This window comes from Geomonas agri (genome assembly GCF_020179605.1).
In the GTDB taxonomy this organism is placed as follows: Bacteria; Desulfobacterota; Desulfuromonadia; order Geobacterales; family Geobacteraceae; genus Geomonas; species Geomonas agri.
Genome location: NZ_JAINZO010000001.1, coordinates 2171418 through 2194119, shown reverse-complemented (window position 1 = coordinate 2194119; position 22702 = coordinate 2171418). Strand labels below are relative to the sequence as shown.

Genomic DNA, 22702 nt, shown 5'->3' with positions numbered 1-22702 from the left:
TTATCGGCAGACAACTGGTGCAGGTTTAGGGGGAATTAGTGTCATCTTTCTGTGACGCAATTGCCTCCTGAAAGACGCGCTGCTGCTCGCCAGCACAGTCCGGGCATATGCCGTGACTGAACATGGCGTCGGAATGCTCGCTGAAGTACGTTTCGAGCTGCTCCCATGAGTCTTCCTGGGTGCGGATCTTCTTGCAGTAGGAGCAGATCGAGATGATTCCCTCCAGGCGCTTGATCCTTATCAGCGCCGCATTGAGTTCCTCGTTTTGCTGCCTCATCTCGTCGCCGTAGCGTTTCGCCTCGGCGTGGAGCTGAGCGTTCATCTTGCTCTTGTACAGGTAACGCGCCGAAAGCGCCGTCATCGCGGTGAACAGCAACAACAGCACCAGTCCCACCGTGGCTTCCTTGCGCCAGGATGTCATGTAGTCGACCGGCGAAATGGTGGCGAAGATGTAATAGGGGTACTTGGCAACCTTGCGGAAGGTGACCATGCGCTCCTTGTTGTCCCGCGCGAAGACCGTCTTATAGGTGGCGGTAACCGGGTTGGCCAGGATCATGTCGCGGGTCTTTTGCGAGATCACGTTGGAGCCGATCTGGCTTGCCGCCTCTTTCCCCTTAGGGTGCAGGGCGACCAGCTTGAAATCCGCATCCCGAACACCGACCGCACCGTACCTGCCGATATCGAGGTGGGCGAGGAGGTTGTCGAGGTAGGCGACGTCGACGGTCCCAATTACCGCCCCTGCGAAGGAACCGTCCGGTTTGTTGTAGCGTCTGGCGGCGATGATCCTCCAACTCCCCGTCACCTTCCCCTTGAGCAGGTTGGAAACCACCAGTTGCTGATCGGGGCCATTACTGAGTTTTCGGAAGTAGTCGCGGTCGCTGATATTTACCGAGGTGGTCCTGCCGTCGCTGCCGCAGAGGACGTTGCCGGCGCTGTCAGTGATGGAGATGGTATCGATCTCCGGCAGCACCTGGATCTGCCGCTTGGCGTAACCGCTCAATACGCTCTTATCGATGCCGCGCGTCGCGAGTTGTTCTTCCGCCTCTTCCCTGACTGAGTAAAGAACGATGTTCATCTTGTCCAGGATGTCGGAGAAGTTGGCTTCGAGGGATTTGGCGAGGTTTTGGGTGGAGACTTCCGCCAGCCTGTCATAGTGCTTGCGGCTATTGAAGAGGGAGTTGCCGACCATGAGGTAGGCAAAGAGATTCACCAACACCACTCCCACCACCAGGCTGGAGAAGAAACTGTCTTTATCGCGGGTGGGAGTCTGCGCTGGTAGTGAGTTGAGCATCCAGGGGGTGCCTCTGCTATTGAACTAATTCACAAGACGGATTAGCGTCAGAGTATACAGTACTTCCTGTCGTTGTCATTGTGATTCGTAATAGGATTCTTTGCCACGGGTACTGCCACTTGTACTTCTGTAAAAAAACCTCTGGTCCTGGCGTGGGATCAGAGGCTTTTTTGTGCAACTCTCTCAAGTCCTGTGCTGCATCACTTAGCCCAGTGGATCTGGCCGTGCAGGGCGGGGGTGCCTCCTTCACAGTGCTGCTCGAAACGCAGGTCGATGGACGTCAGCACTCCGGCACTGTATGTTACGTTGTCAGCGACGAACCATCCCGTCAGGGTGTTGCAGCCCCTGCCGTTCCCGCTCCAGCTGAGCCCACCTTCCACCGGGTTGTTAAACGGATAGCGCTGCAGGTTGTCGTAGTATCCCGGCTGAAGCTGGGTGATGCTGTTCATCGTCTGGAAATCCCCCCACCACGAATCGGGACTATTCACGGTGTTGACGCTCAAATGACCGCCTGCTGCGCTCACGGCTACCTGCGTGTCGGTATAGGTGTAGGCCTTGCCGGCACCGATATAGTCGCCCGGCTCGCTCTCCAGGTAGATGTAGTTGCCGGTTGCCGGGGTTGCGCCGGACGCGGCCTGCCAAAGTTCTGCAGGAACGGGGGTAATGGGGCCGGGGGCAGTGGAGGTGTCCAGGTTGGTCCAGTGAATCTGTCCGCGCAAGGCCGGTTGAGCCCCTTCGCTGTGCTGTTCGAAATTGGCGTCGACCTCGGTGAGCGCGCCGTTGACATAGACTGCCCGATCTATGGTGAAGGAGCCGGTCAAGACGTTGCTGCCCCGTCCTTCGCCAGACCAATCGAGGCCGGGCGTATAGAACGGATACCGATGTACGTCGCTGTAGGTGCCGGTGTGCAGTTGGCTGAAGGAGCTGGATTCTTGGAAGTTGCCACGCCACGACTGCTGTCCCGTGACCGTGACGGAGAGCAGGCCGCCGCTTCCGGTGACGGTGATTATTGCGTTGCTGCTGGTGTAACTGTAGTTTTGGCCGCCGCCGATGTAATCCCCGGCGTCGCTTTGCAGGTTGACATAATTCTTGGCGATGACCCGCACGGTAGCCGTGGAACTTTGGGCCGGGTCAGCCGGGTTAGTGGCAATGACATGGTAGGTCCCGGCGACAATCGGTGCGGTATAGAGTCCGCTGCTGTTGATGTAACCGCCGCCGGCCTCCACCACGCTCCAGGTGACGGTGGGGGTGGTCATCCCCTTGATGATGCCTCTAAACTGAACCGACCCGCCGGCTATGACCGACGTACTGACGGGGTAGAGGAACACCGTCCCCATGGGCTGCATCCCGATGCGCGGTACGTTGGCCATGTTGAACTGCCAGTTGCTTACGCTGGTCGAAAGCGGGGTGCTCAGGATGACGGCGCCGGTCGACTTGTCGGTCATGGTGAGGCTGTTGTTGCCGTACGTGATGGCAACGGTATCGAAGAGCAGATCCAGCCCCTGGTGGTTGGCAGTGAAAGGAGCGTGTACGAAGTCAACGGAGGCAACGCCATAGGAAGATAGCACTGGCTGTAGGGCGGTCTTAAGCGCAGGAAGCGCGCCGTTGAACGCCGCGCCCCAATTCTGCATGCTTGAGACGGTTGCTGAGTCGTAGGCACCAGCCGGGTCGAACTGGGCCAGAACCAGGTGTGAAAACGGGTTTATGTTGGTTATCCCCGGGCCGCTCGCCTCGGAGTACAAGGTAACGCTTTGTCCGTTGGCGGTGCCGGTTGCCTTGAGCATGAACGGTGCGGTGAGATTGGTGACATCGAAGGAATAACTGCCATCCGGTGCGATGGTTTGTGAAACCTCTCGCGTGGCGGCGTCTTTAAGATACACAGTGCCGGTGATCGGTGCACCGGTGGCCGCCACGCCAGAGATTGTGTGGGGAGCAGTAGACCCTGTGGGAGCGCTGCCACCTCCGCAGCCTGCCATGACAAGGATAAGAAAGGTAAGTATGAAGAGAAGTACGTGTTTTGCAGGACGTCTCACGTCAGTTCCTCCGGAAATAGCGGCGCATTACAGTTAAGCAAAGATGTCAGTGAGTTATATGATAAGGGTAGTAGCTTGTAAATTAAAATATGATTATGTGCGTGATTATTCAATGCGTGGGGTGGGGTAGGTGATGAGGATCCAAGCGAAGTACGTGGCCAGCCGCTTGCTGCCTTTTCGGTCTACGATCCACACTTCTTTAGGTGTATCTAAGCCTTTTTACTTAAGTCGTTTCTGGTTGCCATAAAAGTAAAAGGGAGACGTTCTTGAGATTTCACTTTTGAGGTTTGTTTTTCGCAGGCAGGACCAAAGACCCCTTATATATTTCCCCCTGTCCTTTTGCAGGCGATTCTGGTACTATGGATCGCTATGGGTGAGAAGCTGATCTGCAACAACAAGAAGGCGTTTCATGATTACTTCATCGAGGAGCGTTACGAGGCGGGCATGGTGCTGCAGGGGACCGAGGTAAAGTCTCTGCGCAACGGCAAGGCCAACCTGAACGACTCCTTTGCGATGGTGAAGAACGGCGAAGCCTTCCTGCACAACTTCCACATCAACCCGTACGATTTCGGGAACCGTGAAAACCACGATCCCGACCGGATGAGGAAGCTGTTGTTGCACAAGAAGGAGATCGTCAAGCTCTTCTCCAAAATAAGGGAGCAAGGCTACACCCTGATCCCGCTTCGGGTGTACTTCAAGGACGGCAAGGTCAAGACCGAGCTGGGGCTCGCCAAGGGCAAGAAGAACTACGACAAGCGCGAAGTCATGAAAGAGAAGGACATGCGGCGCGACGTCGTGGTCGCGCTGAAAGAAAGAAACCGCGGATCCAGGGATAGGGACTAAATAAAAGAATTCAGGTTTTACGGGGGTGTAAAGGTTTCGACGGGGGTAAGAAGCTAAGGTTGCATGCCGAGGTCCGGGTGGCTCGTTAAACAATCCGGGACGCATTAAGCGCCGACAATTACGATTACGCTTTAGCAGCTTAATAACCTGCTAACGTTCTACTCCGCTTCTCCCACGAGTGGGGATAGAACGTCATTCAGTGGGATAGTTTCAGGGAGCGTCCGTGGCCCTGCGGCGAAATTTAGCGGAATCGGCAATCGGGAATCCCGGCCTGTGGAGTCCCGAGCGGCTAAAGTAAAAACAGGTATAAGCATGTAGACGCCTTATGTGTACGATTCTCGGACGCGGGTTCGATTCCCGCCACCTCCACCAATTGAAGGTCCACCAAGGACCAGAGAAGAAGAAAAGCCCTTGAGAAATTGAGGGCTTTTTTCTTTTTTACGTCCAACAAAACATCTTATTACGCATTGACATCCGGGGGTATCGGGGGTATTAATTGCGACTAAATACCCCCACCCCGCCACGGATACCCCCAAAAGGAGGGCAAGACAATGCCGTTGACAGAAGTGAAGGTAAGAACCGCAAAGCCCGCAGAGAAGCAGGTTAAGCTTTCGGATGGTGGCGGAATGTACCTTTTGGTGACTCCGAGTGGCGGGAAGTGTTGGCGGCTCAAATATCGGTTTCTCGGTAAAGAGAAGGTTCTCGCTATAGGCACCTATCCTGAAATATCGCTTTCTGAGGCCCGTGAAAAACGTTTACAGGCAAGGAAGATGCTGGCGAATGGTATTGATCCTTCTGAAGCTAAAAAGGCTAAAAAAGCAGCTATGGTTGCCACGTCTGAAAACAGCTTTGAAGTGATTGCACGAGAGTGGCACCATAAGTTTTCTGCAGACTGGTCTGAAACTCATTCTGTTACAACACTACGTCGCTTGAATGCAGATGTTATCCCTGTTATCGGGGCGCGGCCAATCTCTGAAATCAAAGCCCCTGAAGTTCTTGCAATGCTAAGGCGCATAGAATCAAGGGGAGCGCTTGAAACTGCTCACCGTATTAGGACAATTTGTGGCCAGATCTTCCGTTATGCGGTTGCCACTGGACGCGCAGACAGAAATTGTGCGGCAGACCTCAAAGGAGCATTACCCCCATACAAGAAAAGCCACCTTTCGGCAATCACGAACCCTAAAGCCGTTGCACCGTTATTGCGTGCCATAGATGATTATAAAGGTACGTTCCCTGTAAAATGCGCCTTGCAACTTGCAGCACTATTTTTTGTTAGACCCGGAGAGTTGCGGCAAGCTGAGTGGTCTGAAATCGACTTTGACAGCAAATTATGGAACATCCCCGCCTCTCGGATGAAGATGAAGCAGCCCCATATTGTGCCTCTTTCCACGCAAGCAATAGCCATACTCACAGAACTGCAAGTCGTTACAGGCAGAAGTCTTTACCTATTCCCTTCAGGGAGGTCGTTTGCGCGTCCTATGTCGAACAACGCTATAAACGCTGCCTTAAGAAGGATGGGGTTTGACAAAGACGAAATGACAGGTCACGGTTTCCGTGCAATGGCACGTACCATTCTCGATGAAGTGTTGCAGTTCCGTCCTGATTTCATTGAGCATCAACTTGCTCATGCTGTACGAGATCCTAACGGCAGAGCTTATAACAGAACGGCCCACCTTACCGAACGCCAAAAGATGATGCAGGTTTGGGCGGATTACCTTCAAGGTCTGAAAACAGAGGCAAAGGTGTTGCCGCTGAAGCGAGTTGAAGCCTAAAACAGGAGGAGAGTGATCTGTGGGACTGCCTTACGGGACTGAAGAACTCGAAAAGAACCCCTTATCTGCCGAGGTAGAGGATGAAATTTTAGCTACGGTTGGCTTACAACGCGAAGAAGCGTCTGAACTGCTAGCAGCACTTAACATGGCTGTAGGCAGGGCAAAGGCAACTAAAGAAATGGAAGACAAACTTAGCCGAGAAGGTCTAAAAAAATCATTTGCAAGAGCGGCTAAAAGTGCAGAAGAATTTGCCAAAAGATTAGAAGAAATCCCCATCGCAGCAGGTGCTGTTTACTTTCTGCGCCAAGGGATTTCTAAAGCTGAATCGGAGAAACAGGCGCGGATCTTGGCTGGAATAGTGCGGATAGCTTCTGATATGGCGAATGAAGAACTCTCGGGAAGAGGTGCAGACCGTTCTGACATACCAGCGACTTTAGCAGCAGACATTGCACAAGCTCTTCAAAATATCCACGTCCCAACTCACGCTAGCCGCCCGTCGTACAATCAGGCAGGAGCCGAGAAGGCTTCAATTTATTGGAGAGTTGCGCAGATTTGTTTCCAACAGTCAAAGATATTGGTGAGCGACCTGCGTGACGCTTTACGCGATGGAGTTGCAATGGTGGAGAAACGGCACCATGTCAAGGGGGAATAATCCCCTCAATTTCCACGGAATCCCCCCCTTTATCTATTTGGACACTACTGAATTACCCTGACTTCCAAGCGACACAAAAAGCCTTTTGGAGGTCAACAACATGCACACCGCAGAACTGAACTATCCCGCCACTTGCCGGTTACTCCGGCTCAAAGAAGTCCTGACGCTCATTCCCGTATGCAAAAGCTCATGGTGGGCAGGGGTGAAATCCGGCAAATACCCTGCATCAGTTAAGCTAGGGCCACGCACAACTGCTTGGCGTTACGCCGACATTCTCAAACTGATTGAAACAGTTGAGGAGGTATAGACGCCATGACCAACAGACCGGCAGAATTCCAAACCACAGATATTGACCTTAGCGCCACCATTATGACGGCAACTGGTAAGATGCCCGCGATATTACGCCAACCGGGTAAAGCACTTGTGACATTTGAATTCAGTGATGACGATGCTACTAGGGCGATTGTCTTCACCTATGCCACAGGCGAACTTGTACAACCTGTTAAACGCTTTTCAGCTTGTCGGGCTTGGCTGTATCGGCAGGCGAAGGGGGGACGGCAATGACCAAAACCCTAAAACAGCAGCTTTTAGTCGTGAGGGGGTGACAATGGGCAAAAAGAAAACTCCACCTCATAAGCTGAATTGGTATGCAAGGGTGTTTATTTTTGACATGGTAACGTTCCCAGCATATAGGCACCTTTCCAAATCGCAAACCGATGTGCTGACTGTAGCCCTTGCCAAATCTGACGCTGCTGCCGCAGAGAAAGACAGACTTCCGGGGCGTCCAGTGTTCCCGTTTCCTTTCAGTGAAGCTAAACGTACACTTGGTATGAACCCGCAGTCATTTCAGAATGCCATAGACGGTTTAAAAACAATGGGATTCATTTGTGTTGTACGACCTGGAGGGACTGCAAATGGGGACGGAATACCTAACCTTTACCAACTGCAAGACGGCTGGAAGACTTGGACGCCGCCACTGAAGAACACCGCCAACATTGAAAAGGCAAGAGCTGCCAAGAAAGCCAGAATCGGAGCAACCGCGCATACCACCTGAAATCATCATGGCTAACCTATCTATTCCCTGCCTGAGTACCCGCCTATAAATGGGAGGGTATGGCATAGAAATATAAAGACTCAAGCTGCCTTGAGTGGGAGAGCGCCTAAAGCACTCAAGCCCTCTTGAGCGAGTGAGCAGCACGCAAGGGTAAATGACAATATTCGTACTCAATGCATCTTGAGCGAGTGAGCATAACGCTCTTGAGTAGGAAAATATTTATCTAGGTCCAATACCCTGACAAGTGTGGATGGGACGCTAACCATCAAAACACCACTAAAAACCGGCTACCTCTCACAGGTAAGTCGGTTTTTTATTGTTAATGAGAATGGGCAAGGATATAAAGCTACCAATGCCCATGCCCTGTACTATAGGAGAAGGAGGCAATTATGATGAGACTATTTGCCACATTCGCTTGCTTGCTGCTCTTTTTCGGATGCGATTACATCGAAAGGTTAACAAGCAACATAGATGTCACAAAAATACAAGCGTTCCCATCAAAAATAGAGTCTGGAATAGTATTTGGAGTTAGTGGCGAAACAGCGACTGCTCAAATTGAATCAGTATCAATCGAATGCATTCCAACTACTAATGTTATTGACACAAAACATAGTGAACAAACGTATGATATTGCTGTTACTTCAATGGTAAATTATAAATTTAATAGAGAGGTCTATGCACCTTACTACTGTGACATGATATTTGAAGCAAAGTCAAAGAGTGGCGTGGTTCTTGGTACAGCCACTGGTACAGCTAAGTTACTTAATAGTTCTACAATAGCAACAGTATCTGGCAAGATATCTGGCATTTCGCGTGGGGCAATGGAAAAAGTATCCTATGTAGTTGCCAGATGGGACTACTCTAACTAATTTCACATAAGTGTGCAGCGAGAAACTCAAATAGGAGGTGGCATGCATAAAATTATCATAGCAACTGTCATCATGCTGTTTTTTGTAACTTCAGCATTTGCTTTTGTTGGTAATAAAAAAACGCACAAATTCCATAATGATGACTGCCCTTCAGCAAAACGGATAAACCCTGCCAACAAAGTACGTTTCGACTCTCGCGATCAAGCTATCAAAAATGGATATGTCCCTTGTAAAATCTGTCGTCCGTAATACTTTAGGGGGAGTAAATGAGCTTAAACTACAAATTTCTTTTGCTGCTGTTAAGTTTATTATTCATTGCTACCGAATCCTCCGCTGCTGATTGGAAAAAATTGTATAATGGGTATTTTGATGCATCGAGAGTGACAAAGACTGGACGTGGAACTATCATAATTTATACTAAGACGATTTTGAGCCGTGAAAGACATTCCGCAGACAATGTAAGTATACCATATGAAAATTATAGCCACACAATGTCCCAAATTGAATATAATTGTGACATTGGAGAGTACCGATATTTATCAGTGCATGACTATAGTAATGACAATACAGCGGTTTCAAATACAAATCCAAACCCTAATTTTGAGCCTGCTCTCCCAGAGACGGTTGCTGAATATAACTTAAATGTAGTTTGTTCCTATGCAAAGCGGTCCAAACCCAAAAAAAAGTGAGTATCTCTAACTATGGTTTGTAGCCTCCGCGCGCGTATCTATGAGAAAACTTGGACTCCCTTGCGCACGTAAAGGCTTCTCCAAATTCAGAAAAGACGCCGCTCAATAAGTAGTTTGGAGAAAAATATGAATCTAGTTGATATGAGAATAAAATCTGCTTTTAGAACTAGCCCCGAAGGAACTCGTATCTATTATCCTTTCGGATGTTTTGGCAAAGGGCGCATTGTCGTTTCGGAGCAAATTTACCAAAAAGTTGTCTCTCATATCAGCAGGTGGATATTTTTATCTCTAGGAAGTGTGCCGCTTCTAACAGGCCTTATGAAACAGCATTCATGGAAATTATTAATTATAGTTATGTTTTTTTTGAGTTTAGCCCAATATATCTCCACATATCTAATAATAAAAAATTTACCAATTTCAGATGTACGCATTACCTACAAAGAAATATTTGATGAAGGCAAAAGTAATTTTAGTAAAATAATGACATTTAGTGTCTTCACTAACTGGTTCTTAGTGATTAGTGGAACTACTCTTTTCCTTCTTGGCATATTAGTAGTTCTGGCATATAGAGACAGATTAAGCATATCTGTTGGCGCATTTTTAACAGCCATAGGTTTTATTTCAATAATTATGTCTATGCATTCAATGTCTAAACGGCGTACCCAACATACGGATTGACCAGAACCTATCTGGTCATCCTTCAACCGTTGGACGGTCCAAAGTAGCAAGGAGCTAGTCATCAACTACGGAGTGGACATTTCCACCTTGTTAGCCTTCATCAAGGACGGCTAGCTATAGCCCTATTCCACACTCAAATTTGGAGACCCAAAATTTCAATTTTTTTAGATAAGTGCGCTGAAAGAGCAAGTTTTTGAAAGTCCTACCGGGGGGGATTGGATGAGGCCAAGCGATATACGCCATACCGGGGAGGCACCGGGTAGTGCGCTCTATAGGGTGGGGTTGTACCTAGGAGCCATCATCAGGGAATGCGAAGTTTCTATGACAGAAATTCACCATTATGGACACAGCAGCAGCTATTACCCTCGCCTGCAGAGCTTTAGCCTCCAAATATTAGGGGTATAAATGGGGGTATGCTGCCTTGCCGCCAACAAATTAACCATTATAAAACCGATATTTGTGTGATTTGTTTTATAGACGCCACCACCAACCTTCGCCAAGGCTTCGGTTGGCACGCCAGTGTCATCCGAAGCCTTTTGTTTTTGGCGAAGGTTGTCCACCGTAGCTGCCTTCCGCAGTGAAACGAAGGCCGGCGTTTAGCGAAGGCGGACCCTTGCCACGAAGTGATGCCGCACCCCCCACAGTCGTTCCTTTCAGTTCCCCCGCAAGCCGAGCGAAGCAAAGGCAGCCGCCTAACCCAACAGCACCTAGACGTTCAAGCTATATCGGGTAAACTTCCGTCGTCCCCCAACCCCGGAGGCTCACCCCCATGAAATACGTCTACCTCCTCCAAAGCCTCTTCCACCCCAACGAGCACTACGTCGGCCTCACGAAAAACCTGAAATCACGCCTCGCCTCTCACAACGCTGGCTAATCCCCCCACACCTCCAAATACCTCCCCTGGAAGCTCATCACCTATCTCGGTTTCACCGACGACGCCAAAGCCGCCGCGTTCGAGAACTACCTGAAAACCGGCTTTGGCCAAGCCTTCAGAAAAAAACACTTCTGATCCCCGGGACATCCCTCCCGGTCCCCCTTGACTTTACAGGCAAAAGCGGGGACACTAGCCGACCGCGCCGCGACACTTTTACCGCCTAAGGAACAGCATGCAGTCCAAAACCATCAAGTCCGATCTCCTACTCCTTCTCATCGCCGCCATTTGGGGCGGCGGTTTCGTCGCGCAGCGCAAGGGGCTCGATTTCCTGGGCCCCTTTTCCTACAACGGCGTCCGCTTCGCGCTCGGTAGCCTCTCTTTGCTCCCCCTGGTCTACCTGAATCGCCGCCGGCAAGGGCCTTACCACGGCAGCCTACCGCAAGCGGGTAACCGCGCGCTGCTTCACGGCGGCCTGATGGCGGGAGGCGCACTGTTCATGGGCGCTTCGCTGCAACAGGTCGGCATCGCCTACACCACGGCGGGTAACGCAGGTTTCATCACTGGTCTCTACGTCGTCCTCGTTCCCTTATTGGGGATGTTCTGGGGACAGCGGCCCGGCGTCGGCACCTGGCTCGGGGCCGTCCTAGCTGCCATTGGCTTGTTCTTCCTCAGCGTCACCGACCACTTCACCATCGGCATTGGTGATCTGCTGGAACTGATCGGCGCCGTTTTCTGGGCGGGGCACGTGCTCCTCATCGGCTGGCTCTCGCCACGCCTGGACCCTTTCAAACTTTCCGCACTGCAGTTCGCGGTCTGCTCGGTTCTTAGCCTGATCACCGCATTCATTTTCGAGTCGATGACCCTTGCTGCAGTCTTTGCCGCCTGGCGTCCCATCCTCTACGGCGGCCTGATCTCCGTGGGCTTTGCCTACACCATGCAGGTGGTGGCGCAACGCGATGCCCATCCCGCGCACACCGCAGTGATCCTGAGCGCCGAAGGCGTCTTCGCTGCCATCTGGGGTTGGTTTTTCCTCGGCGAGGTGTTGGGAGCCCGCGGGTTGTTGGGGTGTGTCCTGATGCTTGCCGGCATCCTCTGCTCCGAACTCTGCAACCTGGTCATACAGTTGAGGAGCAGCGCCAAGGTGGCGTGAACTCGTTGCCACTTTCATTCTGGAATCAGAAGGTCGAACTATGAACAATGAAGAGCATGAGAGGGTAGGGGGGAAAGAGCCCCAACAAGCCAGGGACTACCTGCGCTACCTGAGGAAGCTGCGCGAGAAAAGCTACATGCAGTTCACCATCTGGACGGCAGCCGTGCTGGTCGGGTGTGCTGCCGTTCTCTTTGCACGTCTCATCTCCGTTTCGCAGGCCTACTTTTTCACCTTGTTTCACAGCCACACCTATCTCATGACCGCAGCCACACCGCTGTTGTTCGTCGCTGCGACGCTCATCGTGCAAAAGTTCGGGCCCGAATCACGCGGCAGCGGCATCCCCCAGGTGCTGGAAGCGATCGACCGTGCGCACGGCGACAAGGTCGAGCCGCCATGGCACAGCCCGCTGGTTTCGCTGCGCACCGCCGTGGTGAAGGTGATATCGAGCTGCGTCGGCATCATTGCCGGGGCTTCCATCGGGCGCGAGGGCCCAACTGTCCAGATTTCAGCCTCTGTCTTCGCCTTTTTCGGGCGCGTTACACGGAGGGTTCTGCCCAAGGTCGATTTCCAGACCTTCCTGACTGCAGGTGCCGCGGCGGGAGTCGCGGCAGCGTTCAATGCGCCCTTGGCCGGTATCGCCTTTGCCCTGGAGGAAGTGACCGAGGGGGCGTTCGGGCGTTTCCGGGAAATGGTGATGCTCGCCGTTATCCTCTCCGGTATCGCGGCGTTGTCTCTCTCCGGGAACTACCTCTACTTTGGACATCCTGCCGTCACGCTTACCCCCAACCTGCTCGTTCCGGAAACCCTGGTCTTCGGCGTTGTCGGAGGGATCATGGGAGGGGCATTTGCCCGGCTGCTTGCCTTCCCGCAGATCTTCGGTCTCCCCGCTCAGCCCTGGAAGAGGGCCCTCTATTGCGGCATTGTCTGCGCCGCAATCGGCTTCTTCACCGATGGAGCCTCTGCCGGTTCGGGATACGAAGTCACCCGCAGCTTCCTCGAGAGTTCCACCATCGATGACTGGCCCATCGGGCTAGGGATTGCCAAGTTTGCCACCACTGTCCTGTCCTACCTCTCCGGAATGGCTGGCGGCATCTTTTCTCCCTGTCTTTCCATCGGGGCGGGCTTCGGATTCACCGTCGCTAAGCTGTTCCACCTGCAGAATTTCAAGGTGTGCGGGCTCCTCGGCATGGTCGGGTTCTTTTCCGGGGCCATCCAGGCACCCCTCACCGCGGTGATCATCATCATGGAGATGACCGACGAGCACGTCCTCATCATTCCCTTCCTGCTGGCCGCCTATCTTGCCCGGAGAATCGGCAAGGTCTTCATGCCGGTTCCGCTGTACCGGTTCCTGGCCAGCAAGAATCAGAAGGGGTAAGGCTGGCTACCGTCGCCTTGGCCTAGGAGGTACAGGTACATGCGAAAGCTTTGGCTGATTCTGTTAACGATCTTTGGCAGCAGTTGCACCACGTCCAGCGATGTGGACAGCGAGCGTTTGAAATCCCTGCCGTATAGATATTCTCAGTTCGACATGGCGTTGGCGTGGGAGATCAAACTGGCGGGAATGGAGACGGTGGTGGAGGGAGTCGGCAAAAATCTCCGCTACGCCTTCATGGAAGGGATCGAGATCTGGATTGCGGCAGTCGATGCCGCGGGCACGACCAGAGCGCGCAAGGTCTGCTTCGTCATACCTCGCCAGGTGAGGCAAGATGGGACCTTTCCCTTCAGCGTTAAACTCCCGGTACCGCTGGAGCCTGGCATGCTGCTGAAGTTCACCTACAAGTACAACGGTTCCGACGGCGGTGACGGCGGCGTAGATTGGATGCAGAGTTTCGAGTGGAGTGTGCCCTGACAGCCTAGGGGGGGGGCTGCCGGTGCATCGCAGGTTGGGGTAAGGCGGAGGAGGTGCTACTCAGTTCCTTGACACCCCAGCGGGATTCGATATATTGGCACTTGCTAATAAATCCTGCTTGGGAGGTGTCTATGCCAGAACAGTACGACTTCCTCGACTTGAATTTTCGAAGGCAGAGCTACGCCCAGTACTTCGTGACCCTACATGATTTTGCGGACGGGCTTGATGCCAGCAAAGAGTACAACGAGAACCGGCCGGGGCACATCTACGCCGGGCAGAGGTTCCGGGATCATGTGGTAACCATGAAAGAACTGAGCATCGGCGCTGATCGCGGGGACAGCCTGCTCCAGCAACAGCGCCAGGCAATTCGGGATCTCTCAGAGCTGGAAATGCACTCCTCCGTCAGCTACATGAAGACCATTGCGATCCACAAGAAGGACCCCTCCATCCTCCGTAAACTGAACCTGCCCCAGAGGGAAACTCACCAAAAGAGTGGGAAGAGGTCGCTGTCTCCGCTTCAAGTCGAGATCCGTCTGGAGTTGAGGCGTGTCAGAAACGAGTCTGGAGCCATCACCATTATCGGAACCCACGTCAGGAATGGCGGGCCGTACCTCATCAACCTCTGTAAAGGGGAACCAACCTCGGAAGAGAGCTGGTACAACCCGGGGGGGCATTACAATACTTGCAGCAAGATCGTCCAGAAGAACTTGGAACCCGCGAACAAGTATTACGTCAGGATGAGGAGCGATCGTCCCGAGGGACTGGGGCCTTGGTCCCAGCCGGTATCCATCATCGTGTTGTAAGCTTTACCTTCTCCCTTGCTTCGGCCTGCCGCCACAACGGCGGGCCGAAGCTGCCTCGTCTCCCCGCTCTCCACACCAAAAGCATCTAAATTTAAAAAGCAAATCCCCCCTGACCCCCCTTCGCAAAGGGGGGGACGTGGTGCCACCGGTTCTGCTGCGTGGGCTTCATCTTTTATGCCCCCACGAATTACTAGGAGAACCGGTTAAAGCCTTTCGAGCAACTGAAAGCGAATTTTCCCGCAGAAATAATTGAAAAACCTCTCAGACCTCCTTTTGAAACCCACTCATTGGTGATCAATGGCGGAAGAAAGTTTCTTAACCATAGGTCAGTTCAATTTCCGGTCACCTAATAATTCAGAAATCACCCAGACATGAATTTGAACCACACTTAGTTGCATTTAATTTCAACTAAGTTGTTTTCAAGCTCACCTCAGGTGAAATTTCCCGACGAGTAAAATTCGAAAACGAAAGTGACCGGAACTAAAAACAAACTGAGTTGAATTTACGTCATGTAAATGTTTTTTAAACGCAGGTGAGTGAAATTCTCGCACATGTGAAAATGCGGAAAATTATCGGACTGGTGTTTGAAACACACTTAGTTGAAATTTCACCTCGCAAAGATGTTTTTTCGATATGTAAGTGCATTTCACGCGCACATGAAAGTGCGAAAATTTCACGGACCGTGTTTTAACCCACCCTGACTTCAGAAAAAAATACAAACTGGCAAAAAGCAGGCACAAAAAAGTGGCGAAGGATGTTCATTCGCCACTTTCATACTTCTGCTCAGGGTTCGTCCGCAAATCCCGGCTAAGATCAGCTTGGACTAAAAGTCGCCGATACCGACCATAAAGGCTAGGCCACCTTGAACTGGCGGACCATGTCCTGGAGCCTGACCGACATGGAGGCTAGTGCCGTAGCGGCGGTGGCGGTTTCGTCGGCACCTTGGGCGGTTGCCTGCACGATATTCGTGATCTGGGTCATGTTGGAACTGATTTCGCTCGTCGTCGCGGTCTGCTCTTCGGCGGCTGTGGCAATCTGGTTCGCCTGCATCATGACGGCGTGTATCTGCTCGAGGATGGCTTCCAGCGCCTGCCCGGAACGGGAAGCCTGCTGCGTCCCGCGCTCGACTTCCTTGCTGCCATCCTCCATGGCCTGGACCGCACTCTGGGTTTCCCCCTGGATGGTGCGTATCATCTCTGAGATCTCCCTGGTGGCGCGCGTGGTGCGCTCGGCCAGGGCCCTCACCTCATCCGCGACGACGGCAAATCCGCGTCCCTGCTCACCCGCCCTGGCCGCCTCGATGGCCGCGTTGAGCGCGAGCAGGTTGGTCTGGTCGGCGATGTCTTCAATGGTTCCGACGATGGCCCCGATCTGGTCGGAGCGCTCGCCGAGCGATTCCACGGTCCTCGCCGCCCCCTGCACCCGGTCGGCTATTACTCCCATAACGGCCACGGTGGCCTCGACAACCCCTGCGCCGTCGACCGCTGCCTGGTTGGCGCCTTGGGCGCCCTGGGCGGCGAGGTGACAGTTCTGCGCTATGTCGTTGGAGGTCGCCGCCATCTCTTCTCCTGCGGTGGCAACGGTATTGGCTTGGGCGACGATCTCTTCGGTTCCCTGAACCATCTGCTGCGCCGTTGCCTGCAACTGTGTCGACGCCGTGGCCACCCTGTGGGCATCGCCGGACAAATCCTGCATGATGGACTGGATCCTGCCGACGAAATCGTTGATGTGATCGCTTAACCGGCCCAGTTCATCCTTGGAGTGGTAGGTGATGCGCCGGGTGAGATCACCACCGGTTATGACGGCAATGGCGCTGCTTATCTGCTTCAGCGCCGAATTTATCCCCGAGGTGAGGAAGGCACAAATGCCGACGCTGAGTAAAAAGGCGATACACCCGGTGATCAGCATGGTGGTAATGGCAGCAGTACCCGCTTCTTGTGCAGACTTGACCCTCAAGTCGGTCCGCTTGGCGTAGTAGTCCATCAGCGCTTCGGCCGCTGCTACGTATTTTTGCCGGGCCGGCTCTCCCTCGCTGGCAATGGCGGCCTTGAACTTGGCGGTGTCTCCCGAGGCCGCAATGGTCATAAGTGTTTCATTCACCTTTGTGCCGGCTTTAAGTGCGCTGTCCAACTCCGCTACCAGCTTCTTGCCGTCGGGCGTCTTCGTGTTCTTTTTCAGCGCGTCCAGTGCCTGTTGGTAGGCTTTGCGGTGATCCTCAATGTGTTTAACAATCTTATCCCGATCCGCTTGTGTCTCGGCCAGCATGAGTCCCTTGATTTCTTCGTCTATCCCTTGCAGGTTGAGCAGCACTTGGCCGGCACTTGCCGTGAGCCCGCTGATGCGGTTGACGTTGCTCAACTGGTCGGCGCTGCTGTAGAGCCCTTTCATTCCCGCCCCCACAACGATGAACAGAAGCAACGACACGGTTCCAAAGCCAAGCAGTAACCGTTTTGCGATTGTGAGGTTTGTCATAAATCCTCCCTGGTAGCAACGAACATGAAATTTTCAGTCATAGTGATCCACCCATACCTATCGTCACTTTATTGTGGGTACTTTAGTCTACAATTCCTCCTGGCGGATTCATATTTTCCCGAGGCAGAATTTGCCCGTGAGTTTCCAGGCTGCTGGTGAACCAAGATGTATTGTTGACATATCCGGATATCCGGATATAATAGCGATCATGAAAAAACAGATGCAACAGTTCAAGGCCCTTGCCGACGAAACGCGACTCCGGCTCCTGGCGCTCCTGCTCAGCGCCGGTGAACTCTGCGTCTGCGACCTCACGGCGACACTGCAGTTGCCCCAGTCCACGGTGTCACGGCATCTCGCCTACCTGAAAGGCGCGGGGTGGGTCAACGACAGGCGGGTAGGGGTCTGGATCTATTACTCCATCTGCACCGACAACAGTCTGCAGTACGACATCGCCGAGGTGCTCCGCGCACGGCTTCCGGAAATTCCGGCTATCGCGGACGACATCAAGAGACTCGCCTCGTTTTCCGAAGGCGCCAGCTGCGCCTGATTTTTTTTGTCGCAACACATCCGTCCATTCGGATGGATAGAATTTTACGAAATTCCGATCCCATGGAACGGCAAGGATTGTAGATGCTCAAAGATCTAGCAGACTACCTGGTTTTCACCGCGTTGGGGATGGACCCCGGGAGTTCCCTGGGGGAGGCGCTCGACTTTTTCATCTACGACACGGTGAAGATATTCCTGCTGCTCACCACCATCGTGTATGCCGTCGCGGTGATTCGCTCCTACTTTTCTCCCGAGCGCACCCGGCGCATCCTGTCCCACAATCGCGAGTACGTCGGCAACATTCTTGCCGCTCTCCTGGGCATAGTCACACCGTTTTGCTCCTGTTCTGCTGTCCCCCTGTTCATCGGTTTCGTTGAGTCCGGCATCCCCCTGGGGGTGACCTTTTCGTTCCTCATCTCGTCGCCGATGGTGAACGAGGTGGCGCTCATCATGCTGTGGGGATTGTTCGGTTGGAAGATCGCGACGCTCTACATCGGTTCAGGGGTGGTGGTTGCCATCCTAGCCGGCATCGTGATCGGCAGGCTCAAGATGGAACGCTATGTCCAGGACTACGTCTGGGAGATCAAGGTGGGCGCCTCCGAGATACAGGAGCGGAGCTTGAAAGAGAAGTTCGCCGATGCCGGCGACTACACCATCGGACTTCTCAAGAAGATATGGCCGTACGTCGTCGTGGGCATCGGCCTTGGGGCCTTCATCCACGGTTACGCACCGGAGGAACTCCTCCTTCGTTACGCGGGCAAGGGCAACCCGTTAGCGGTGCCGGTCGCCGTCGTCATCGGGGTGCCGCTGTATAGCAACGCGGCCGGCATCATTCCCATCGTTCAGGCCCTCATGGAAAAGGGGCTCCCCATCGGGACGGTGCTGGCCTTCATGATGGCGGTCACTGCCTTGTCTTTCCCTGAGGCGGTCATCCTGAAGAACGTCCTGAAAACGCGGCTGCTGGCCACCTTTTTCGGTACCGTCGCGGTGGCCATCATCGTGGTCGGTTATCTGTTCAACGCCATTTTGTAAAAGGAGAATAAGATGAAAATCGAAGTGCTGGGGACCGGTTGCGCCAAGTGTACGACGCTGTACGAGAACACCAAGCAGGCGTTGCAGGAGAGCGGCAAGAGCGCCGAGGTGGTCAAGGTTCAGGATATTCCCACCATCATGAAGTACGGCGTGATGAGCACGCCGGCGCTGGTCGTCGACGGCCAGGTCAAGTTTTCGGGGAAGGTTGCATCCGTCGCCGAAATCGTCGGGATGCTGTCATGAGGCAGCTTCTCGTCGCGGCAGTGCTCCTGGTCACCGCAACCGCCCATGCCGAACTTCCTTCCGCTTCCGACGAGGTCATCCGCAAAGCGCTGGCATCGGGGAAACCGACCGTCATCGACCTTGGGGCGCGCACCTGCATCCCATGCCGCAAGATGGCCCCGGTGCTGGAGCAGCTCTCCACCGAATACCGGGGCAAGGCGTCGGTGCTCTTCATCGACGTCCACGCTGACCAGGCCGCTGCCGAAAGGTTCAGGATCCAGATGATTCCCACCCAGATCTTCTTCGACGCCAAGGGGCGCGAGGTGAAACGGCACGTCGGTGCGCTGGAGAAGGCGGAGATCGTCAAAGAGTTGAAGGCGGCGGGACTGCGGTGACCATCCTCGACGACGTCGGGCTGATCATCTCCGCCTATCCGCTGGTCGCCTTCGGCGCGGTGTTCCTGGCAGGAGTGCTGTCTTCGGCGTCGCCGTGCGTGCTGGCGACCATTCCGCTCGTGGTCGGTTTTGTCGGCGGTTATGCCGACGGGGAGCGGCGGCGTGCCTTCATGCTGTCGCTCGCGTTCGTGCTGGGGCTGTCGCTGACTTTCACCGCGTTCGGAGCTGCCGCTGGTTGGTTCGGTACCATGTTCGGCACAGTCGGGGGGCGGTGGTACGTCGTTGCCGGCATCGTGGCGCTGGTCATGGGCGGTCAACTCATGGGGCTCTACCAGTTACGGCTTCCGCTGCGGTTCGACTACCGGCCCAGGCAGGGGGGAGCAATCGGCGCCTTCCTGCTGGGCCTTTTCTTTGGCGTCGTTTCTTCGCCCTGCGCCACTCCGGTCCTCGTTGTTCTGCTCACGGTAGTCGCCACGAAAGGAGAGGTCCTTTACGGCGTCGCGCTGCTGTTTACCTACGCGGTGGGGCATTGCATGTTAATGCTGGCGGCGGGCACCTTTACCGGCTTCGTGGAGTCGTTTGCCAAGGCGAGAGGAGTTTTGAGGTTCTCGGCCTGGTCCAAGCGGGTCGGCGGCGCCATTGTCGCGCTGGTCGGCATCTACCTCGTCTACAACGGGTTCTAGCCGGTGGGGGAGGGGGCCTTGGTTGGAGAAGTCAGTTTGTTGTTTACTTATTAAAGCTGATAGTGTATACGCTATCGGCAAGGCGAGAGGGAACCTGCACCAGCCGATGCATCCGCGCAATTCCCGTACGCGAAGAATCGAAGTCAATTGGGCCCAGGATGGGCCTGCGGTTCTGCAGCCGTCGCACGCGGATTGAGGTCGACGGCGTTGAGGGATGCCATGATGCGTTCTCTGCCATCGCCACTGTATGCCGCCCTCCAGGCGGCCCTCAAGCAGGCCCACATGCTTTCCTCGGCCATCCTCGCCGGAAGCGGCGCCTGTCTCCTTTACCTGCTCCACATCTACACGACGTCGTCACAGCGGATAGAGACGGCCGTCCTCAACCAGTCCACCATCGAACTGGTCCAGTACCTTTTACTTCCCAGCGCCGCCTTCTGCATCACCACCGGTGCTCTCATCAGCCTTGCCGACAGCCGTTCCATCTTCTCCTGCCACTACATGATGACCAAGTTGATGAACGCCTGCACCATCGCAGCCATCGGTGCTATCTCTTACTTCGGGCTGGGAAAACTCGCCGCCGCTGCCTCGGACGTACGCGGGGTGTCGGTGGGGGGACACATGTTCCAGGCTGAAGGCCTCCTCGGGGTGACCAACCTGCTCGCGGCGGTACTCATGGGGACCATCCTGTTCGTACTGTACAACGTGGTGCGTCGACCCTGCTCCGATGAGGGGGGATGCAAGGGGTGCAGTTGCAACGGGGTCCGGTGCGGCGTGAATGAGGCTTCGGTCAGCGATCCTAGTGACGCGCAGTAGGAAGTTGAAGTTAGTTTGTTGTGGCTAGAGGCAAATGCACATCCCCCCCTCCCGCCTTTCGTAAAGGGGGGGACGCTGATTCACGTGCGGCGTTCTTCGGCTGCAATAGCGGTGGCTCGCGGTATTTGTAAACCGCTCTACATCAACCTCACCTGTTCTCAACTCTTTCTCCGCTACTCCTTCCTCACGATAATCACTTTCTTAGCGCCAGGATGAACAGCTCCAGGGTGACCAGGTCGTGCACGAGGTGCATGCCGAGACGTTCGTAGAGCTTGGCGGAACCATAGCCGGCGTCCCAAAGGGTTCGATCGATGTCGAAGTGGGCATGGGCCTTGACACTGCCGTCCGGCTGGGGCGCCACTACGGCGGGAAAGCCGACCGGACGGGTGACGCCCCTGATGGTGAGTTCACCGATCACGGTACCTTCGGGGGCTTCGGAAAAATCGGCGTTTTCGGTCTCCCAGCGTGTGAGCCGGAAGGTGGCGGTGGGAAAGCGCTCGACGGCGAAGAAGTCTTCCGACTTCAGGTGCCTGACCAGGAGATCGCGCCAGTACGGATCCTGCTGGTCGCGGTTTTCGATGCTGGTCATGTCCAGTACGATGGAACCGGCGGTCAGCCTGCCGCCGCGCATGACCAGTTCGCCGCTTTGCATGGCGATGGTGCCGTGGTGGCGGTTGTTGAGGTTGCGCCCGATCCATTCCAGGGTGCTCTTCTGTACATCTATGACATAACTGCCGTCCGCTACCGCTGCGTCGCCACAAACTTCCGTACCGGCCGCGACGGGGAAACCGGCATCTTTGATGGCGGCGAGTCCTCCTTCCAGCACGGAAACATGGTGATATCCCGCCTGGACCAGGCGCTCACGCGCCACCTCGGCGGTGAGACTGCTCCCGGTAGCGTCGTAGAGGATCAACTCGGTGTTCCAGTCCGGTACCAGTTCCGCGATGCGGTCCAGGAACACCATCTCGTAAATGCAGGCGTTATGGGCGCCTGTGAGGTGGCAGGCGGCGTAATCCTCGGGCGTCATGACGTCGATGACAAGCGCGCCGGAGGTCAACAGTTCCTTCAGTTGTGCACACGTGGTCGTCTTCATGTTTTCATCCCTCTTGTTCCTCGAATGCAATGACTTCAGGTGTGGATCTATGACGGTATTTTAGCACTTTGCCGTTCACAACTTCCACACAGACTGCAGCAGGGGCAGACGGCTCCTCAACTTCACCCTCAACGCAGGGAGGCGGATCGCAGAGGCGCCAAGCACTGCAACATGCAAAAGGAGAGTTGTGGCTCAAGTAATGATCAAGCGGGCAGTCCAGGTACATGGTGATTTAGTAGTGACTTCTTTACGCATGGGAAGTTTTTGCTATTGTTTCCAAGTTGGCTGTGTCTGGCGACCCCGATCCGACTGCTCTCCTATGTCAGGTGCACGCTCACCATCTTGCATGAAGGAGGACGCTATGAGGAAAAACTTGATTGTCTGTGCCGTAATCCTGTCGGTAGCTGGTTCGGTATTCGCCGCCGATCGCCCGGTTGCTCCCAACGGCATCGCGCTGTATCCCGACTACCTCTCCTGGAAAGTGGTCGCTCCCTCCTACCGGGAGGACAAGGGGCAGATCAGGGTGATAACGGGAAACGATACCGCGGTGGCGGCACTGAAGGCGGGAATCAAGCCGCTTCCCGACGGCAGCGTGCTGGCCAAGGTGGCCTGGAAGGCGGAGAAGCACCCCAACTTCCCGGTGGCGACTGAGCCGGGCGCGTTCGCGCAGGTCGAGTTCATGGTGAAGGACGCTAAGAAGTACAAGGAGACGGGAGGGTGGGGCTTCGCCCGTTTCGTCGGCGACAAGTTGCAGCCGTACGGCAAAGATAAAAGCTTCGTGGCGGAGTGCTTCGGCTGCCATACGCCCGTGGCGGGCAACGATTACCTGTTCACGAAGATAGTCAAGGCACCGTAAATCTCGGGGTTTACTTAAAGGCAAATCCCCCCT

26 protein-coding genes and 1 other RNA gene are annotated in these 22702 nt (G+C 54.4%); 23 read left to right on the top strand and 4 right to left on the bottom strand.

The window, feature by feature from the left end:
* Positions 1 to 25 precede the first annotated feature (25 nt).
* Complete coding sequence (locus K7R21_RS09480; RefSeq protein ID WP_224983015.1) at positions 26 to 1291, bottom strand: cache domain-containing protein; 1266 nt, start codon at positions 1289 to 1291, stop codon at positions 26 to 28.
* A 200-nt stretch (positions 1292 to 1491) separates the two neighbouring features.
* On the bottom strand, positions 1492 to 3324 hold the full coding sequence (locus K7R21_RS09475; protein WP_224983014.1) for a hypothetical protein: 1833 nt from the start codon (positions 3322 to 3324) through the stop codon (positions 1492 to 1494).
* Positions 3325 to 3693: 369 nt separating this feature from the next.
* On the opposite strand from K7R21_RS09475, the gene smpB reads away from it, so the two are divergent.
* The 16 genes from smpB to K7R21_RS09395 all read left to right on the top strand — a co-directional run bounded on the left by smpB (position 3694) and on the right by K7R21_RS09395 (position 14557).
* Entirely contained in the window at positions 3694 to 4167 is a 474-nt protein-coding gene (gene smpB / locus K7R21_RS09470; RefSeq protein ID WP_199391107.1) for an SsrA-binding protein SmpB, read from the top strand.
* Positions 4168 to 4188: 21 nt separating this feature from the next.
* Positions 4189 to 4539: a transfer-messenger RNA gene (gene ssrA / locus K7R21_RS09465) on the top strand.
* A gap of 179 nt (positions 4540 to 4718) precedes the next feature.
* A complete protein-coding gene (locus K7R21_RS09460) occupies positions 4719 to 5939 on the top strand; it encodes a tyrosine-type recombinase/integrase (RefSeq protein ID WP_224983013.1) in 1221 nt (406 codons plus the stop codon).
* Positions 5940 to 5958: 19 nt separating this feature from the next.
* Entirely contained in the window at positions 5959 to 6591 is a 633-nt protein-coding gene (locus K7R21_RS09455) for a hypothetical protein (protein ID WP_224983012.1), read from the top strand.
* A 100-nt stretch (positions 6592 to 6691) separates the two neighbouring features.
* A complete protein-coding gene (locus tag K7R21_RS09450) occupies positions 6692 to 6898 on the top strand; it encodes a helix-turn-helix transcriptional regulator (protein WP_224983011.1) in 207 nt (68 codons plus the stop codon).
* 5 nt (positions 6899 to 6903) lie between these two features.
* Entirely contained in the window at positions 6904 to 7155 is a 252-nt protein-coding gene (locus K7R21_RS09445) for a hypothetical protein (protein ID WP_224983010.1), read from the top strand.
* A gap of 43 nt (positions 7156 to 7198) precedes the next feature.
* Entirely contained in the window at positions 7199 to 7645 is a 447-nt protein-coding gene (locus tag K7R21_RS09440; protein WP_224983009.1) for a hypothetical protein, read from the top strand.
* Positions 7646 to 8034: 389 nt separating this feature from the next.
* Positions 8035 to 8514, top strand: a complete 480-nt coding sequence (locus tag K7R21_RS09435) for a hypothetical protein (RefSeq protein WP_224983008.1) — start codon at positions 8035 to 8037, stop codon at positions 8512 to 8514.
* A 42-nt stretch (positions 8515 to 8556) separates the two neighbouring features.
* Complete coding sequence (locus K7R21_RS09430; protein WP_224983007.1) at positions 8557 to 8763, top strand: Ada metal-binding domain-containing protein; 207 nt, start codon at positions 8557 to 8559, stop codon at positions 8761 to 8763.
* Between the two features lie 17 nt (positions 8764 to 8780).
* Complete coding sequence (locus tag K7R21_RS09425) at positions 8781 to 9203, top strand: surface-adhesin E family protein (protein WP_224983006.1); 423 nt, start codon at positions 8781 to 8783, stop codon at positions 9201 to 9203.
* Positions 9204 to 9329: 126 nt separating this feature from the next.
* Positions 9330 to 9881 carry a hypothetical protein gene (locus K7R21_RS09420; RefSeq protein ID WP_224983005.1) on the top strand — a complete coding sequence of 184 codons (552 nt, stop codon included), beginning with the start codon at positions 9330 to 9332 and terminating at the stop codon, positions 9879 to 9881.
* 769 nt (positions 9882 to 10650) lie between these two features.
* Positions 10651 to 10755, top strand: coding sequence for a GIY-YIG nuclease family protein (locus K7R21_RS09415; RefSeq protein ID WP_224983004.1), 105 nt, complete (start codon positions 10651 to 10653; stop codon positions 10753 to 10755).
* 232 nt (positions 10756 to 10987) lie between these two features.
* Positions 10988 to 11905 (top strand): DMT family transporter, encoded by a 918-nt coding sequence (locus K7R21_RS09410; protein WP_224983003.1) that lies wholly within the window; start codon positions 10988 to 10990, stop codon positions 11903 to 11905.
* Between the two features lie 40 nt (positions 11906 to 11945).
* Complete coding sequence (locus K7R21_RS09405) at positions 11946 to 13280, top strand: chloride channel protein (protein WP_224983002.1); 1335 nt, start codon at positions 11946 to 11948, stop codon at positions 13278 to 13280.
* Between the two features lie 39 nt (positions 13281 to 13319).
* Positions 13320 to 13754, top strand: a complete 435-nt coding sequence (locus K7R21_RS09400; RefSeq protein WP_224983001.1) for a hypothetical protein — start codon at positions 13320 to 13322, stop codon at positions 13752 to 13754.
* Positions 13755 to 13885: 131 nt separating this feature from the next.
* Positions 13886 to 14557: a hypothetical protein gene (locus tag K7R21_RS09395; RefSeq protein ID WP_224983000.1), complete on the top strand. Its 672-nt coding sequence runs from the start codon at positions 13886 to 13888 to the stop codon at positions 14555 to 14557.
* An 852-nt stretch (positions 14558 to 15409) separates the two neighbouring features.
* Here K7R21_RS09395 and K7R21_RS09390 read toward each other — a convergent pair.
* Positions 15410 to 17029: a methyl-accepting chemotaxis protein gene (locus tag K7R21_RS09390; RefSeq protein WP_224982999.1), complete on the bottom strand. Its 1620-nt coding sequence runs from the start codon at positions 17027 to 17029 to the stop codon at positions 15410 to 15412.
* Positions 17030 to 17237: 208 nt separating this feature from the next.
* Here K7R21_RS09390 and K7R21_RS09385 point away from each other — a divergent pair, with 208 nt between their 5' ends.
* The 6 genes from K7R21_RS09385 (at position 17238) to K7R21_RS09360 (ending at position 20720) form a co-directional block, all read left to right on the top strand.
* The gene (locus K7R21_RS09385) at positions 17238 to 17576 is read left to right on the top strand and encodes an ArsR/SmtB family transcription factor (RefSeq protein ID WP_224982998.1); all 339 of its coding nucleotides are present in this window, start codon (positions 17238 to 17240) and stop codon (positions 17574 to 17576) included.
* A gap of 83 nt (positions 17577 to 17659) precedes the next feature.
* Entirely contained in the window at positions 17660 to 18607 is a 948-nt protein-coding gene (locus tag K7R21_RS09380; protein ID WP_224982997.1) for a permease, read from the top strand.
* Positions 18608 to 18619: 12 nt separating this feature from the next.
* Positions 18620 to 18850, top strand: a complete 231-nt coding sequence (locus K7R21_RS09375; protein ID WP_224982996.1) for a thioredoxin family protein — start codon at positions 18620 to 18622, stop codon at positions 18848 to 18850.
* Positions 18847 to 19224 (top strand): thioredoxin family protein, encoded by a 378-nt coding sequence (locus K7R21_RS09370; protein ID WP_224982995.1) that lies wholly within the window; start codon positions 18847 to 18849, stop codon positions 19222 to 19224. The genes K7R21_RS09375 and K7R21_RS09370 overlap by 4 nt, the downstream gene beginning before the upstream one ends.
* Positions 19221 to 19907, top strand: coding sequence for a cytochrome c biogenesis CcdA family protein (locus K7R21_RS09365; RefSeq protein WP_224982994.1), 687 nt, complete (start codon positions 19221 to 19223; stop codon positions 19905 to 19907). Before K7R21_RS09370 ends, K7R21_RS09365 begins: the two co-directional genes overlap by 4 nt.
* Positions 19908 to 20126: 219 nt before the next feature.
* On the top strand, positions 20127 to 20720 hold the full coding sequence (locus K7R21_RS09360; protein ID WP_224982993.1) for a hypothetical protein: 594 nt from the start codon (positions 20127 to 20129) through the stop codon (positions 20718 to 20720).
* Between the two features lie 193 nt (positions 20721 to 20913).
* Here K7R21_RS09360 and K7R21_RS09355 read toward each other — a convergent pair whose 3' ends face one another.
* On the bottom strand, positions 20914 to 21813 hold the full coding sequence (locus tag K7R21_RS09355) for a YceI family protein (RefSeq protein ID WP_224982992.1): 900 nt from the start codon (positions 21811 to 21813) through the stop codon (positions 20914 to 20916).
* A 361-nt stretch (positions 21814 to 22174) separates the two neighbouring features.
* On the opposite strand from K7R21_RS09355, the gene K7R21_RS09350 reads away from it, so the two are divergent.
* Positions 22175 to 22669, top strand: coding sequence for a cytochrome P460 family protein (locus K7R21_RS09350; protein WP_224982991.1), 495 nt, complete (start codon positions 22175 to 22177; stop codon positions 22667 to 22669).
* Positions 22670 to 22702 lie beyond the last annotated feature (33 nt).